Source organism: Variovorax sp. MPBD4-3 (assembly GCF_058809745.1).
Window position 1 is genome coordinate 118,588 of sequence record NZ_JBXASW010000014.1, and the last position, 14,891, is coordinate 133,478.

At 68.7% G+C, this 14,891-nt stretch carries 10 protein-coding genes; 7 read left to right on the plus strand and 3 right to left on the minus strand.

Annotated elements, in window-relative coordinates:
* Window position 1: 1 nt before the first annotated feature.
* Window positions 2-1,282: a glutamate-1-semialdehyde 2,1-aminomutase gene (hemL, locus tag AC1RVW_RS11650; RefSeq protein ID WP_493200014.1), complete on the minus strand. Its 1,281-nt coding sequence runs from the start codon at window positions 1,280-1,282 to the stop codon at window positions 2-4.
* A gap of 17 nt (window positions 1,283-1,299) precedes the next feature.
* Complete coding sequence (gene thiD / locus AC1RVW_RS11655) at window positions 1,300-2,262, minus strand: bifunctional hydroxymethylpyrimidine kinase/phosphomethylpyrimidine kinase (protein ID WP_493200016.1); 963 nt, start codon at window positions 2,260-2,262, stop codon at window positions 1,300-1,302.
* Between the two features lie 111 nt (window positions 2,263-2,373).
* Here thiD and AC1RVW_RS11660 point away from each other — a divergent pair, with 111 nt between their 5' ends.
* The 6 genes from AC1RVW_RS11660 to AC1RVW_RS11685 all read left to right on the plus strand — a co-directional run bounded on the left by AC1RVW_RS11660 (window position 2,374) and on the right by AC1RVW_RS11685 (window position 12,670).
* Entirely contained in the window at window positions 2,374-2,544 is a 171-nt protein-coding gene (locus tag AC1RVW_RS11660) for a rubredoxin (RefSeq protein ID WP_007838397.1), read from the plus strand.
* Window positions 2,545-2,628: 84 nt separating this feature from the next.
* Window positions 2,629-3,027 (plus strand): response regulator, encoded by a 399-nt coding sequence (locus tag AC1RVW_RS11665; protein ID WP_081271091.1) that lies wholly within the window; start codon window positions 2,629-2,631, stop codon window positions 3,025-3,027.
* Entirely contained in the window at window positions 3,027-3,392 is a 366-nt protein-coding gene (locus AC1RVW_RS11670) for a response regulator transcription factor (protein ID WP_081271090.1), read from the plus strand. Before AC1RVW_RS11665 ends, AC1RVW_RS11670 begins: the two co-directional genes overlap by 1 nt.
* 19 nt (window positions 3,393-3,411) lie before the next feature.
* The gene (locus AC1RVW_RS11675; protein ID WP_081271089.1) at window positions 3,412-3,945 is read left to right on the plus strand and encodes a chemotaxis protein CheW; all 534 of its coding nucleotides are present in this window, start codon (window positions 3,412-3,414) and stop codon (window positions 3,943-3,945) included.
* 42 nt (window positions 3,946-3,987) lie between these two features.
* A complete protein-coding gene (locus AC1RVW_RS11680; protein WP_285414134.1) occupies window positions 3,988-6,294 on the plus strand; it encodes a methyl-accepting chemotaxis protein in 2,307 nt (768 codons plus the stop codon).
* Between the two features lie 184 nt (window positions 6,295-6,478).
* A complete protein-coding gene (locus AC1RVW_RS11685) occupies window positions 6,479-12,670 on the plus strand; it encodes a hybrid sensor histidine kinase/response regulator (RefSeq protein ID WP_493200020.1) in 6,192 nt (2,063 codons plus the stop codon).
* 46 nt (window positions 12,671-12,716) lie between these two features.
* Here the strand turns inward: AC1RVW_RS11685 and AC1RVW_RS11690 are convergent, their stop codons facing one another.
* The gene (locus AC1RVW_RS11690) at window positions 12,717-14,216 is read right to left on the minus strand and encodes a cryptochrome/photolyase family protein (RefSeq protein WP_493200021.1); all 1,500 of its coding nucleotides are present in this window, start codon (window positions 14,214-14,216) and stop codon (window positions 12,717-12,719) included.
* Between AC1RVW_RS11690 and AC1RVW_RS11695 the strand changes: the two genes are divergently transcribed.
* Window positions 14,217-14,816 (plus strand): YqgE/AlgH family protein, encoded by a 600-nt coding sequence (locus tag AC1RVW_RS11695; protein WP_081268859.1) that lies wholly within the window; start codon window positions 14,217-14,219, stop codon window positions 14,814-14,816.
* The last annotated feature ends 75 nt before the right edge of the window (window positions 14,817-14,891 follow it).

The window sequence follows — 14,891 nt, forward strand, 5'->3', positions numbered from 1 at the left end:
GCTAGGGGGTTCTGAAGATTTGTCTTGCGGCTTCGATGGTGGCGGCGATGTCGTCGTCACTGTGGGCTGCGCTCACGAAGCCTGCCTCGTAAAGCGCGGGGGCAATATACACGCCGCGATCGAGCAAACCGTGAAACAACGCATTGAATTCCGCGTTGTCGGTTGTCATCACGGTGGCATAGTTTTGCGGCAGGTCTTTCATGAGGAAGAAGCCGAACATGCCGCCCTCGCTGTCGGCATTGAAGGGCTGTCCCTCGGCGGCCGCGGCGGCCTTCAGGCCGTCGACCAGCGAGCGCGTCTTCTGGCCCAGCGCCTCGTAGAAACCGGGCTTGGCGATTTCCTTCAGCGTGGCGAGGCCGCAGGCCGTGGCCACCGGATTTCCCGACAGGGTGCCGGCCTGGTAGACCGGACCCAGCGGCGCGAGCTGTTCCATGATCGCGCGCGGCCCGCCGAAGGCCGCGAGCGGCATGCCGCCGCCGATGACCTTGCCCAGCACCGTGAGGTCGGGCTTGATGCCCAGCACGCCTTGCGCGCCATGCAGGCCCACGCGAAAGCCCGTCATCACTTCATCGAACACCAGCAGCGCGCCGTGCTGCGTGCACAGCTCGCGGCAGCGCCTGGCGAACTCGGGCGTGGCGCGCACGAAGTTCATGTTGCCGGCAATGGCCTCGATCATCAGGCAGGCGATGTCCTTGCCGTGCAGCGCGAAGGCTTCTTCCAGCTGCTGCAGGTTGTTGTACTCCAGCACGATGGTGTGCTGCACCACCTCGGGCGGCACGCCCGCCGAGGTCGGGTTGCCGAAGGTGGCGAGGCCGGAGCCGGCCTTCACGAGCAGCGCATCGGCGTGGCCGTGATAGCAGCCCTCGAACTTGACGATGCTCTTGCGCCCGGTGGCGCCGCGCGCCAGGCGCAGCGCGCTCATGGCAGCCTCGGTGCCCGAGCTGACCAGGCGAACCATTTCCATCGACGGCACCAGCGCGAGGATGGCCTCGGCCAGTTCGATCTCGCGCTCGGTCGGCGCGCCGTAGGAGAAGCCTTCGAGCACCGCCTTCTGCACCGCCTCGACCACGGCCGGGTGACCATGGCCCAGGATCATCGGACCCCAGGAACCGATGTAGTCGATGTAGCGCTTGTCGTTGGCGTCCCAGAAATAGGCGCCTTGCGCGCGCTGGATGAAGCGGGGCGTGCCGCCCACGGCCTTGAAGGCGCGCACGGGCGAGTTCACGCCGCCGGGGATCACGGCGCGGGCGCGTTCGAAAAGGATGTCGTTGCGGTCGGTCATCGGGTCGGGTTGATCAGTCAGTGTCGGGTGTCGTGTGGGGGGAGTGCGAAGTCGGGCGGCGCGTCCGGGTCTTCATCGTCTTCGTCGTCTTCCGGTTCGGCCCAGAAGAGGCGGTCGGGCAGCACATGGCCCATGCCGGGGCGAAAGCCCGCGTCGAGGCAGCGGTCCATGTAGGCCAGCGCTTCGGTGGTCGCGGCCACGAGGTCGGTGCCGCTGGCCAGCAGGGCGGCCAGCGCGGCCGACAGGGTGTCGCCGGCGCCGGTGAACACGGCCTCGAGCCGTTCGTACTTTTCGCTCGTGAGCACCGACTGCGGCGAGGCCAGCACGTTGTCGATGAACTGGTCCGGCAGCACGAGGCCGGTCACCAGCGTGTAGGCCACGCCGAACTCGCCGGCGGCCTTGGCAATGTCGCGCGCGGTGGGCGGCCGCTCGCCGCTCCAGTCCGGCAGCAGCCAGCGCCACAGCGTGCTGTGGTTTCCTACCAACACGGTCGTCTGGGGCAGAACGAGTTCGCGGAAGGCGTCCAGGTAGGGCTCGATCAGGTTCTCGTCCCACCACGACAGGTTGGGCATGTAGGCCACCACGGGGACGTCGGGGTAGTCGGCGGCGGTCTCGGCAATGGTGCTCAGCGCGTCGGGCGTGCCGACGAAGCCCACCTTGATGAGATGGACCTCGACGTCCTCGAGGATCGAGCGCGCCTGCTCGGCGATGGCTTCCTCGTCGAAGGCGAAGTGGTCGAAAATCTCGGCCGTGTCCCGGGCGTAGGCGCCGGTGACGACCGGCAGCACGTGCGCCCCCACCGAGGCCATGGCCAGGGCGTCCGCGCCGAGGCCGCCCGCGCCGCTGGGGTCGCTGGCGTTGAACACCAGCACGCAGGGCGGATTCAGGTCGCGCTCGGCGACCTCGTCCTCGGCCTGCGAGGGGTCGTTAAGATCGCCGGGTTTGCGGGCGTTATCTGCTGGAAGTAAGTAGATGGTCATACGCCGGGCTCCATCCCCTGGATGGTGGCATAGGCGCGACGTTTACAGTCCGCTAATGAGATACGCATAGATACACTCGTTGCATTTAATGAACAAGGACTTTAAGCTCCGATGAATACGAAAACTTGGATGTGCCTGATTTGTGGGTGGATCTATGACGAAGCTGTTGGTGTACCAGAGGACGGTATCGCTGCAGGCACGGCCTGGGCCGATGTTCCGATGAACTGGACCTGTCCCGAGTGCGGTGCGCGCAAGGAAGACTTCGAAATGGTGGAAATCTGAAAGCATGGCATAGATAGAGCTACGCGGTCTGCGTCGGTGTTCGGCGCGGCGGGCTTCCAAGTCTCATGAGCAGGAGCGTTTGCAATGGGCCCGAATGGATCTGGTTACAAGGTGCTGGTCATCGACGACAGCAACACCATCCGGCGCAGTGCCGAGATTTTTCTGAAGCAGGGCGGGCACGAGGTTCTTCTCGCGGAAGACGGTTTCGATGCGCTCTCCAAGGTTAACGACCACAAGCCGCACCTGATTTTCTGCGACATCCTGATGCCGCGGCTCGACGGCTACCAGACCTGCGCCATCATCAAGCGCAACGCTCATTTCTCCAACGTCCCCGTCGTCATGCTGTCTTCGAAAGACGGTGTATTCGACAAGGCGCGCGGCCGCATGGTCGGCTCGCAGGACTACCTGACCAAGCCATTCACCAAAGACCAGCTGCTGCAGGCCGTGCAGCAGTTTGGCATCGTTCAACAGGAAGCGCAGTAATGCCCATTCGCAAAATCCTCGTCGTCGACGACTCCAAGACCGAGCTCGTCTTCCTTACCGACCTACTCCAGAAGAATGGCTTTGCCGTCAAGACCGCCGAGAACGCGGACGACGCCATGCGCCGCCTCGAGGAAGAGCACCCCGACCTGATCCTTATGGACGTCGTGATGCCCGGCCAGAACGGCTTCCAGCTCACGCGCGCCATCGCACGCGACCCGAAGTACGCCGCCATCCCGATCATCCTGTGCACCAGCAAGAACCAGGAAACCGACCGGGTCTGGGGCATGCGCCAGGGCGCGCGCGACTACATCGTGAAGCCGGTCAACGCAGCCGACCTGATGTCCAAGATCAGCGCGCTGAACTGAGCGAAAGCCTGTCCAGTCCATGGCGAATCGCGATGCTCTGAGAGCCTTCCAGTCCCGGCTGGCGAGCCGCCTGCAGGCCGCCCGCACCACCGGCGTGGCCGCCACGTGGCTGGCGGTCGAGGCGGGCGAGGGCAAATACCTTTTCCCGCTGGGGCATGCCGGCGAGATCTTTCCCTGGACGCCGCCGCAGCCCGTGCCCTACACGGAGCCCTGGTTCCTCGGCGTGGCCAACCTGCGCGGCGGCCTCTACGGCGTGGTGCAGCTGTCGGCATTCGCCGCCGGCGGCCCGGGCACGCAGGCCGCCTCCGAGGCGGCGCGCATCCAGTCGCGGCTCGTTGCCTTCAACGAGCTGCTCGAAGTCAACTGCGCATTGCTGGTCGATCGACTGGCGGGGTTGCGGGGCGCGGAAGCCTTCACGGCCTCCGAGCCTCCCGGCGCAGAAGCACCTGCCTGGCACGGGCATCTGTACACCGACGCGGCAGGGGAGCGCTGGCAGGAAGTCAACCTGCAGGCGCTTTCGCAGCAACCCCAGTTTTTGAGTATTGGTGCGTAGTGCCTTGGCACGCAGCACCCGAAACCACCTGAAGGACCGACCGTGAGCTCGATCGCCGACAAGTTCAAGAAATTACTGCCCGTGACCAACGGGAACGACAAGGCCCCCGTCGACGGCTCCGGTGCGATATCGCTCGACGATGTCGACACGGTCCAGGTTCCGGACGAAAAGACCGTGAGGCTCGCCAGGAAGAGCGGCACGGCCGACACCAGCTTCGGCGAAGTCGAGCTGCCCGGCGGCGGCGACGCCGCCAACGAGCCCGGCGCCGCCGCGCTCGACGCCGTGCCCGACGCCTCCGGCGGCCGCGTGGGCGCCGCCCCCGCCAGGCAGCAGCGCATCCTGGCGATCATGCTGGCGGTGGTGGTGCTGTTGCTGCTGCTGGTGGCCGGCTCCGCCATTCTTCGCGCGGAACGCCTGGCACAGCAGGTGGCGGCCACCGGCCAGGCGCTGATGCAGTCGCAGCGTCTTGCCAAGTCGATCTCGCAGGCCCTCGTCGGCAGCGCCTCGGCGTTCGTCGAAGTGAAGGACAGCGCGGACGACCTCACGCGCCGCGTGCAGGGCCTGACCAACGGCGACGATTCGCTGCGGCTGGAGCGCGTGGGCAACCAGTACGACGAGGAGATGAACAAGATCAATCCCCTCGTCGCCCGCGCCGACACCAGCGCCAAGGCCGTGCTGGCCCAGCGCCAGATCCTGACGCAGGTGGGCGCCGCTTTGCGCGACATCAACCAGCAGTCGTCCACGCTGCTCGAAATGACGGAAACCGTCGCGTCGCTGAAGATGCAGCAGAACGCCACGCTGCCTGAAATCTCGGCCGCCGGCCAGCTCGTGATGCTGACCCAGCGCATCGGCAAGTCGACCAACGAATTCTTCACCGTCGAGGGCGTGAACCCCGACGCCGTGTTCCTGCTCGGCAAGGACCTGAACACCTTCCAGGAAACCACCCGCGGCCTGCTCGACGGCAATGCGCAGCAGCGCTTCCCCGGCTCGAAGGACCCGCAGACGCGCGAGCAGCTCGAAGCCATCCTGAAGACCTACGAGCAGATGCGCACGCAGGCCTCCGCCATTCTGGGCAACCTGCAGGGCCTGGTGGCGGCGCGCGAAGCGCAGGCTTCCATCCTGACCGACAGCGAACCGCTGCGCAAGTCGCTCGGCGACCTGCAGGACAAGCTCTCGGCGCGCACCGGCCTGGGCGCCGGCACCATCGTGCTGCTGTTCGTGCTGTCGCTGGCCGCCCTGGCACTGGCCGGCGCCATCGGTTTCGTGCAGGTGCGCGAAGGCCGCGAACGCGCCGCCGTCGCCGAACGCGAGCGTCTGGCCGCCGAGCAGGCTTCGGAAGAAGCCGGCCGCGTGAACAACGCCAACCAGGCCGCCATTCTTCGGCTGATGAACGAACTGCAGACGGTGGCCGAAGGCGACCTGACGCAGGAAGCCACCGTGACCGAGGACATCACCGGCGCCATCGCCGACTCGGTGAACTACACGGTGGAAGAACTGCGCCTGCTGGTGGGCAACGTGCAGAACACGGCGACCCGCGTGGCGCAGACGACGTCGCAGGTGGAAAGCACCTCGACCGAACTGCTGGCCGCCTCGACCGAGCAGCTGCGCGAGATTCGCGAAACCGGCCAGTCGGTGCTGACCATGGCCGAGCGAATCAACGGCGTGTCTTCCCAGGCGCAAGAGTCCGCCACGGTGGCGCGCCAGTCGCTGCAGGCCGCATCGTCGGGCCTGCAGGCCGTGCAGAACGCCATCGGCGGCATGAACTCCATCCGCGACCAGATCCAGGAAACCTCCAAGCGGATCAAGCGCCTGGGCGAGTCGTCGCAGGAGATCGGTGAAATCACCGAACTGATCTCGGACATTACCGAGCAGACCAACGTGCTGGCCCTGAACGCGGCCATCCAGGCCGCATCCGCCGGTGAAGCCGGCCGGGGCTTCTCGGTGGTGGCGGAAGAAGTTCAGCGACTGGCCGAACGCTCCGCGGACGCCACGCGCCAGATCTCGGCGCTGGTGAAAGCCATTCAGACCGACACGCAGGATGCCGTGGGCGCCATGGAGCGCTCCACGCAGGGTGTGGTCGAAGGGGCCAAGCTGTCCGACAACGCGGGTACCGCGCTGTCCGAGATCGACCGCGTGTCGCGCCGCCTCGCCGACCTGATCGAGCAGATTTCGCAATCCGCCTCCCGCGAAGCCGATTCGGCCAACGTGGTGGCCGCGAACATCCAGCACATCTTTGCAGTGACGGAACAGACCGGAGAAGGTACGCGTACCACGGCCCAGCAGGTGCGCGAACTCTCGCAGATGGCCGAGGAACTGCGCCGCTCGGTAGCCCGCTTCAAGATTGCGTGATGACGCTCTCCCCCAGCCTTCGCGCACTTCGTGTCGCTTCGCCAACCCCCTTCCGGGGGCAACACCGGCGGCCCGGCAAAGCCGGTTCCGCGGTGTTCCTTGAAGTGGCCGCGATGGCTTTGTGCATTCAGGGCGCGCAGCGCCCTTCGGAAAACTGACAGCTAAAGAACGGCGAGCACCCAACGTGTCGATTCAAACCCCTGCCACGGCCCCCCTCGCCGGCAACGTGCCGGCCACCGAAGACCTCGGGCCGCTGGCCTGGGTGCTGGGAGAAATCCAGAAATCCCTCGACGGTGTCGGCAAGTCGTTGCGGCGCTTCGTGCGCGACCTGGGCTCGCCCGAGGAACCCGAGAGCGGCCCGCTGCAGATGGCCCGCCAGCAACTGCACCAGGCCGTCGGGGCGCTGCAGATGGTGGGGCATGCCTCGCCCGCGCTGGTGCTTGGCGCCATCGAGTTCGCGGTGCAGGGCTTCATTGCCGACCCGCGGCGCTGCACCGAAGCCGCGGTTCACAAGATCGAGCGTGCCGGCTTTGCCGTCACCGATTTCCTCAACGCCCTGCTGGCCGGCAAGCCGGTGTCGTCGGTGGCGCTGTTTCCGCAGTACCGCGACGTGCTGGAACTGGTGGGCAACGAGCGCGTGCATCCCGCCGACCTCTGGGGCACGGCATGGCGCTGGGTCGAGATCAAGCCCGCGCTCACGCAGGCCGCGGTCGCCTACGACCCGTCCGTGCGTTCGCGGCTCGACCGCGAAGTGCTGCAGCTGGTCAAGTCCGGCGACACGCAGGCCGCGCGCCGGCTGCATGCGCTGTGCCTGGGGCTCGGCCGTGGCGCGCTGCTGCCGCGCGTCGCCAGCTTCTGGACGCTGGCCGCGGGTTTCTTCGAGGCGCTGGCGCTGGGCCTGATCCCGGCCGACGCCTACGTCAAGCGCGCCGCTTCGCGCGTGCTGCTGCAATACGCCACGCTCGCGCGCGGCGACAGCGTGGTGTCCGACCGCCTCGGGCAGGACCTGCTGTTCTTCTGCGCCCAGGCCGTACCCACCGCGCGCGATGAAGCGCCCACGCTGCGCACCGTGCGCAGCGCCTGGGGCATCGCCAACGAACCGCGCGTCGACTACACCGTCGAGCAGTTCGGCCGCTTCGATCCGCTGGTGCTCTCGCAGGCCCGCAAGCGCATCGAGACAGCCAAGGAAATGTGGTCGGCGCTCTCGGGCGGCGACGTATCGCGCACGCGCCAGGTGGCCGACACCTTCGCGCAGCTCGGCGAATCGCTGCAGAAGCTGCATCCTCCGAGCCTGCCGATGGTGCATGCGCTGACCCACGCGGTCGAGGCCTCGCTGCGCGCCGGTCGGCCGCCGGACACCGAACTGGCGATGGAAGTCGCCACCTCGGTGCTCTACCTGGAAGCCGCGCTCGAAGACCTCGACCCGAGCGACCCCCAGCTCACGGCCCGCACGCTGCAGCTGGCCGGCCGCATCGAACGCGTGCAGGGCGGCGGCCATTCCGAGCCGCTCGAGCCGTGGATGGAAGACCTCTATCGCCGCGTGAGCGACCGCCAGACCATGGGCACCGTGGTCGACGAGCTGCGCGGCCACCTGAGCGAGCTCGAGAAGTCGCTCGACCAGTACTTCCGCCGGCCGGCCGAAAAAGGCCTGCTGCGCACCGTGCCGACGCAGCTCATGCAGATGCGCGGCGTGTTCTCGGTGCTTGGGCTCGACCAGGCCGCGCACACCGTGCAGCGCATGCGCGACGACGTCGAGGCGATGCTCGTCAGCGCCTCGCCGGCCGAGGAAATGGCCGGCTTCGACGCGCTGGGCAACAACCTCGGCGCGCTCGGCTTCCTGATCGACATGCTGGGCTACCAGCCCGCGCTGGCCAAGCGCCTGTTCGTGTTCGACGCCGAGGCGGGCGAGCTCAAGCCGCTGATGGGCCGCCAGGCCACCGACAGCCCGGCCGCCGACAGCGCCGCCGCCGGCCAGGCCCCGGCCGCCGAAGCCGTGCTGAGCATCGAGGAAGTCGATGCCCAGATCGCCTCGAAGCTGGCCGCGCTGGCCACGCCCAACCGCAAGGCCAAGGTCTCGCCGATCGAGGAATTCAGCAACAAGGCCGACAGCTGGACGAACAAGATCGCCGGCCCGTCGGCGTTGCCCGACACCGAAGTCACCGAGCTCGAAGAAGACGACCTGCAGAACATCTTCCTGGACGAGGCCCGCGAGGTGGTGCAGAACGGCCTGGAGGCCATTGCCGAACTCGCCAGCTATCCGGACGACACCGAAGAGCTCACCATCCTGCGCCGCGCCTTCCACACGCTGAAGGGCAGTTCGCGCATGGTCGGCCTCACCGAATTCGGCGACGCCGCCTGGTCGCTGGAGCAGGTGCTCAACACCTGGCTGGCAGACCAGCGCGCGGCCACGCCCGAGCTGCTGTCCGGCACCGAAAGAACCCTGCGCGAATTCAGCGAATGGGTCGAGGCCATCGCGGCCGGCCAGCCGCATTCGTGGCAGGCCGCGCCGTTCAGCCGCGTGGCCAACGCTCTGCTGGCCGGCGAACCCGTACCGCCGCCGGTGCGCGTGGCCGATGCCGAGGCCCTGGCGGTCGCGGCGCGCCACATCGCCGCCGAGGCGCCCGTGGCGGCGCCGGCCGTGGCGCCGCTGCCGATGCCGGCGCTTCCGGACCTGCCCGACCTGTCGCTGACGCCGGAGCCGGTGTCGCCCGCGGCGCATGCGGCCCCCGAACCTGCACGGGAACCCGCACAGGAACCCGCGCTCGAGCCCCTCGATTGGGCCGAGCCCGCTCAGCCTCCCGAGGCCGACGACGATTTCGCATCCACCGACTTCCTCGATTTCGAAACCCGGCAGAACACCGAACCCGCGCCGCTGCTGAGCCTGCCCAGCGGCGACGAGTTCGACTTCCTCGCGCCAGCCAAGACGCAGCCGCGCAGCGAGCCCGAACCGGTGGTGCCGCCGCCCGCCGAGCCCGAGCTGCAGGCCGAACCCGTGGCCGGCGTCGAGCCCGAATCGCCTGCGGCGCCCAGCCTGCCCGACCTCGCCTGGGAGCCCGAACTGGAGCCCGTGCCCGTTCAGGCTCGGGAGCCCGAAGTCATCGAGGCGGTGGAGCAGCCGCACGAAGAACAAGAAGCGCCGCAGCCGCAGTTGGCGGCCGAGCCCGAACACGAGCCTGCCGCTGCGGCTGAGCCGGAGCCGGAGCTCGTCGCAGTCGAGCCCGAGCCTGAGCCCGAGCCCGAACCCGAGCCGGTCATCGCCGAAGTGCTCGCGCCCATCGTCGAGGCGCCTGCCGCGCCCGTCGAGCCGCAGATCCTCGTTGCCGACGAGCTGCCGGAGCCGGTCGAGGCCCAGGCTGCCCACGAGGTGCCACAGCCGCACCAGGCCGTCGAGGAAATCGCCGTCTCCTCGAGCGCCGAAGACCAGGTCAAGGTGATCGGCCCGCTGCGCATCGGCATCGCGCTCTACAACGTCTACCTCAACGAAGCCGACGAATGGTCCCGCCAGCTGGCGACCGATGTCGGGGAATGGGCGCTCGAATCGCACGAGCGCCTGCCCGACTCGACCGTCGCGCTGGCCCACTCGCTGGCCGGCAGCTCGGCCACCGTCGGCTTCCACAGCCTGTCGGGCATGGCCCGCCTGTTCGAATCCGCGCTGCAGCACCTGCAGATGCAGGGCAGCGGCACGCGCGAGCAGGGCATGGTGCTGGTGGCCGCGGCCGACGAGCTGCGCCGCCTGCTGCACCAGTTCGCGGTCGGCTTCCTGCGCGACCCGTCCGAAGGCACGCTGCAGGCGCTGCGCGACATCGCCAATTCGCCGATGCCGACCGAAGTCGCCATGCGCGCCGAAGCCCGGCCGCTGCAGCAGGTGGTTTCCACCGACAGCGTCGCCGACGTGGCGCTCGACGACTCCGAGGACGCCATCGACCTGGCCGACGCGGTCGACGTCGACCTGTTCCCGATCTTCGAGGAAGAGGCCGCCGAACTGCTGCCCCAGCTGGGCGAATCGCTGCGCCAGTGGGCGCACCACCCGGACGACAGCGCGCCCCGCGCCGCGGTGCTGCGCACGCTGCACACGCTCAAGGGCAGCGCCCGCCTGGCCGGCGCCATGCGCCTGGGCGAACGCGCGCACCGCATGGAGTCCGAGATCGAACTCCTGGGCTCGCAGGGCGCCGAGCGCGCCGACGTCGAGAAGCTGCTCGGCCGCCTCGACGCGCTGCAGGCCACCTTCGACGCGCTGCGCGCGGCCGACGACGCCACGCAGGTCGAGCTGGCCCAGTTGGTGGCGAGCGCCAGCGCCTCCGCGCCGGCTGCCCAACTGGTGCAGGTCGCGCCCGAAGCCGGCGTGCCCGCCAACGACGAGAACGCGGCGCCCGTGCCGGGCGACGAGGACGACACGGCCGAAGACATCGCGCCGGCCACGGCGGCATCCGCCCTTCAGCCGCGCCCGGCGCCCACGCTGCTCGCACCGCTGCGCGCCGTGTCGAGCCAGGCCGTGCGCATCCGCACCCAGCTGCTCGACCGCCTGGTCGCGCAGACCGGCGAGGTCATCATCACGCGCTCGCGCCTGGAGGCCGAACTGGGCCAGCTGCGCGGCTCGCTCGCCGACCTCACGGGCAACCTGGACCGCCTGCGCCAGCAGCTGCGCGACATCGAAGTGCAGGCCGAAAGCCAGATGCAGTCGCGCCTGGCGCAGGCCAAGGATTCGCAGCAGAGCTTCGACCCGCTGGAGTTCGACCGCTTCACCCGCGTGCAGGAGCTCACGCGCATGATGGCCGAGTCGGTGAACGACGTGGCCACCGTGCAGCGCACCCTGCAGAAGACGGTGCAGGCGACGGAAGACGACCTCAGCGTGCAGGCGCGCCAGACGCGTGAACTGCAGCGCGGCCTGCTGCGCACGCGCATGGTGGAGTTCGAAGGCATTTCCGACCGCCTCTACCGCGTGGTGCGCCAGGCCTCCAAGGACACCGGCAAGCAGGTGCGCCTGGACATCGTCGGCGGCTCCATCGAAATGGACCGCGGCGTGCTGGACCGCATGACGCCCGCCTTCGAGCACCTGCTGCGCAACTGCGTGGCGCACGGCATCGAGGACGCGGCTGCGCGCGAGAAGGCCGGCAAGGACGCCAGCGGGCTGATCGTCATCGACCTGCACCATGAGGGCAACGACGTCTCGGTGAGCTTCCGCGACGACGGCGCCGGCCTGGACAACAAGCGCATCGCCGAACGCGCCCGCGTGCTGGGCCTGATCGGCGCCGACCAGGAGCTGTCCGCCGAGGAAGCCACCGAGCTGATCTTCAAGCCCGGCTTCTCGACGGCGGGGCAGGTCTCCGAGCTGGCCGGCCGCGGCATCGGCATGGACGTGGTTCGCGCGCAGATCGCTGCGCTCGGCGGCCGCATCGAAACGCACAGCACGCCGGGCCAGGGCACCACCTTCAAGCTGGTGCTGCCGCTGACCACCGCCGTGACGCACGTGGTGATGCTGCGCGCGGGCGATGTGTCGATCGGCGTGCCGTCGAACCTGGTGGAACTGGTGCAGCGCGTGAGCGGCACCGACCTGGAAGCGGCCTACCTGCACAACAGCCATCCCTTCGGCAGCGAGCAGGTGCCGTTCTACTGGGCCGGCGCGCTGCTGCAGGCCTCCGCCCGAAGCGAACACGCGGCGGCCAAGAACAACACGCTCGTGGTCGTGCGAAGCGCGGCGCAGCGCGTGGCGCTGCACGTGGACGAAGTGCTGGGCAACCAGGAAGTCGTGGTGAAGAACCTCGGCCCGCAGCTGGCGCGGCTGCCCGGCCTGGCCGGCATCTCGGTGCTGGCCTCGGGCGCGGTGGCGCTGATCTACAACCCGGTGGCGCTGGCGGCGGTGCACGGCGAGCAGGCCCGCGAGCGCCAGGCTGCCGCGCTGGCGGCGGCACCGGCCCGCACGGGGTCGGCCGAGACGCAGCAGGGCGTGCCGCAGGAGCCGGCGCTGCTGGCACCGGTGGCGCCGCAGATTCCGCTGGTGCTGGTGGTGGACGACTCCATCACCGTGCGCCGCGTCACGCAGCGCCTGCTGCAGCGCGAAGGCTACCGGGTGTCGCTCGCGGCCGACGGCCTGCAGGCGCTCGAACGGCTGCAGCAGGAGCGCCCGGCGGTGGTGCTGTCGGACATCGAGATGCCGCGCATGGACGGCTTCGACCTGGCCCGCAACATCCGCGCCGACGCCGGCCTGGCCGAGCTGCCGATCATCATGATCACCTCGCGCATCGCCGAGAAGCACCGCGACTACGCGCGCACGCTGGGCGTGAACCACTACCTGGGCAAGCCGTATTCGGAAGAAGAACTGCTGCGCCTGGTGCGTGCGTACACGAGCGAGCCGGCGCTGGTGGCGGCTGCCGCCTGAGGTTCGCGCCTGCCCGGAAACGGAAAGGGGCCTCGCGGCCCCTTTTTCATTTCTGCAGCGCCTTGGCCCGCGCCACGCCGTAGCGCTGCAGCGTCTTCTCGCGCGCCTCGGCGTGGTCGACCACCGGCTTGGGATAGGTCTCGCCGAGCTTGATGCCCGCGGCCTCCAGCTCCACCGGCGACGCCATCCACGGCGCGTGGATCGCCGCGTTCGACAGCCCCGCCAGCTGCGGCAGGTAGCGGCGGATGAACTTGCCTTCGGGGTCGAAGCGTTCGCTCTGCGTCACCGGGTTGAAGATGCGGAAGTAGGGTTGCGCGTCGCAGCCGCTCGAGCTGGCCCACTGCCAGCCGCCGTTGTTGGACGCCAGCTCGAAGTCGTTCAGGTGCAGCGCGAAGTAGGCCTCGCCGCGCCGCCAGTCCAGCCCCAGGTCCTTGCACAGGAAGCTCGCCACCACCATGCGCAGGCGGTTGTGCATGTAGCCGCTCTGGTTGATCTGCAGCATGGCCGCGTCCACCAGCGGGTAGCCGGTGCGGCCCTGGCACCAGGCGTCGAACAGCTGGTCGGCATGCTTGCCGTGGTGCCACTGGATCTTGTCGTACTCGGGGCGGAAGCTCTTCGACTCGCCGCCCGTGTGCACGTGCGGGAAGTGCGCCAGGATCTGGAAGTAGAAGTCGCGCCAGATCAGCTCGCTGAGCCAGGTCGCCGCCCCGGCATTGCCCTGCAGCGAGAGCTGGTGCGCCAGGCTCGCCATCTGCCGGATCGACACCGTGCCGAAGCGCAGGTGCACGCCCATGTAGCTGGGGCCGCGCACCGCCGGGAAGTTGCGGGCTTCGTCGTAGCGGTCGATGCGCTCGAAGAAATCTTCGAACAGCGCGCCAGCGCCCTTGGTGCCGGTCGGCATTTCCAGCGTCGACAGGTTGCTTTTCTCGAAGCCGATCTCGCGCAGCGTGGGCACCGGCTCGCGGTAGGCCTCGGGTGGCGGCGCCAGCGCGTCGGCATGGCCGCGCACCGGGTACGACTTGAGGAAGAAGGAGTCGACCTTGGCCAGCCAGGCCCGCTTGTAGGGCGTGAACACCGTGTACGGCTGGCCGGTCTTGGTCATGACCTCGTCGCGGTCGAAGACGGTCGAGTCCTTGTAGGTGTGGAAGGTGACGCCCGCGTTGGCCAGCGCGCCGAACACCTTGGCGTCGCGCTCCAGCGCGTCGGGCTCGTCGTCGCGGTTGGCGAACACGGCCTGCACGTCGAGGTCGCGGGCCAGGGCCGGGATCTCATGCGCGGCCAGCCCGTGCCGCACGATGAGCCCCCCGCCCAGCGCGCGCAGCTCGGCTTCCAGCTCCACCAGGGATTCGCGGATGAATTCCACCCGCCGGTCGACGGTGGGCAGCGGATCCAGGTTCGCCTTGTCGAATACGAAAACGCAGACGACCTGACGGCAGGCTCGCAGCGCGCGGTAGAGGGCGGCGTTGTCGTCCACGCGAAGGTCGCGGCGGAACCACATGAGCCCTTTGGGGTAGGTCTTGTCGACGGCCAGTAAAATCGGAGGCATATGGCTGCCGATTCTGCCCCGATGAACCTCACGCATCACTTTTTGATAGCGATGCCCGGGATGGAAGACAAAACTTTCAACCGCAGCGTCGTGTACCTCTGCGAACACAGCGAGCGCGGCGCGCTCGGGCTGGTGATCAACAAACCCAGCGACATCAACCTCAAGGTGCTTTTCGAGAAGATCGAACTGCACCTGGCCCGCCCCGAGCTGGGCGAGGCCCCCGTCTTCCAGGGCGGCCCGGTCCAGACCGAGCGCGGCTTCGTGCTGCACGAGCCCGTCTTCACCCAGGCCGAGAAGCCCGAGGAATCGGTCTACGCCTCGACCATGACCATCCCCGGCGGCCTGGAGATGACCACCTCCAAGGACGTGCTGGAGGCCCTGGCCACCGGCGCCGGCCCGCGCAAGGTGCTGGTCTCGCTGGGCTATTCGGCCTGGGGCGAGGGCCAGCTCGAGTCGGAACTGGCCGAAAACAGCTGGCTCACCGTCGGCGCCGACCCGGCCGTGATCTTCGACACCCCGGTCGACCAGCGCTACGACAAGGCGCTGCTGCTGCTGGGCCTGGAGGCCTGGAAGCTCTCCCCGCTGGCCGGACACGCCTGAACGCCGTCATGCCAGACGCTCCCGCTCCCGGCGCTCCCGCTTCTTCCGTCCCTGCCACCCCTGCCGCCCCTGCCG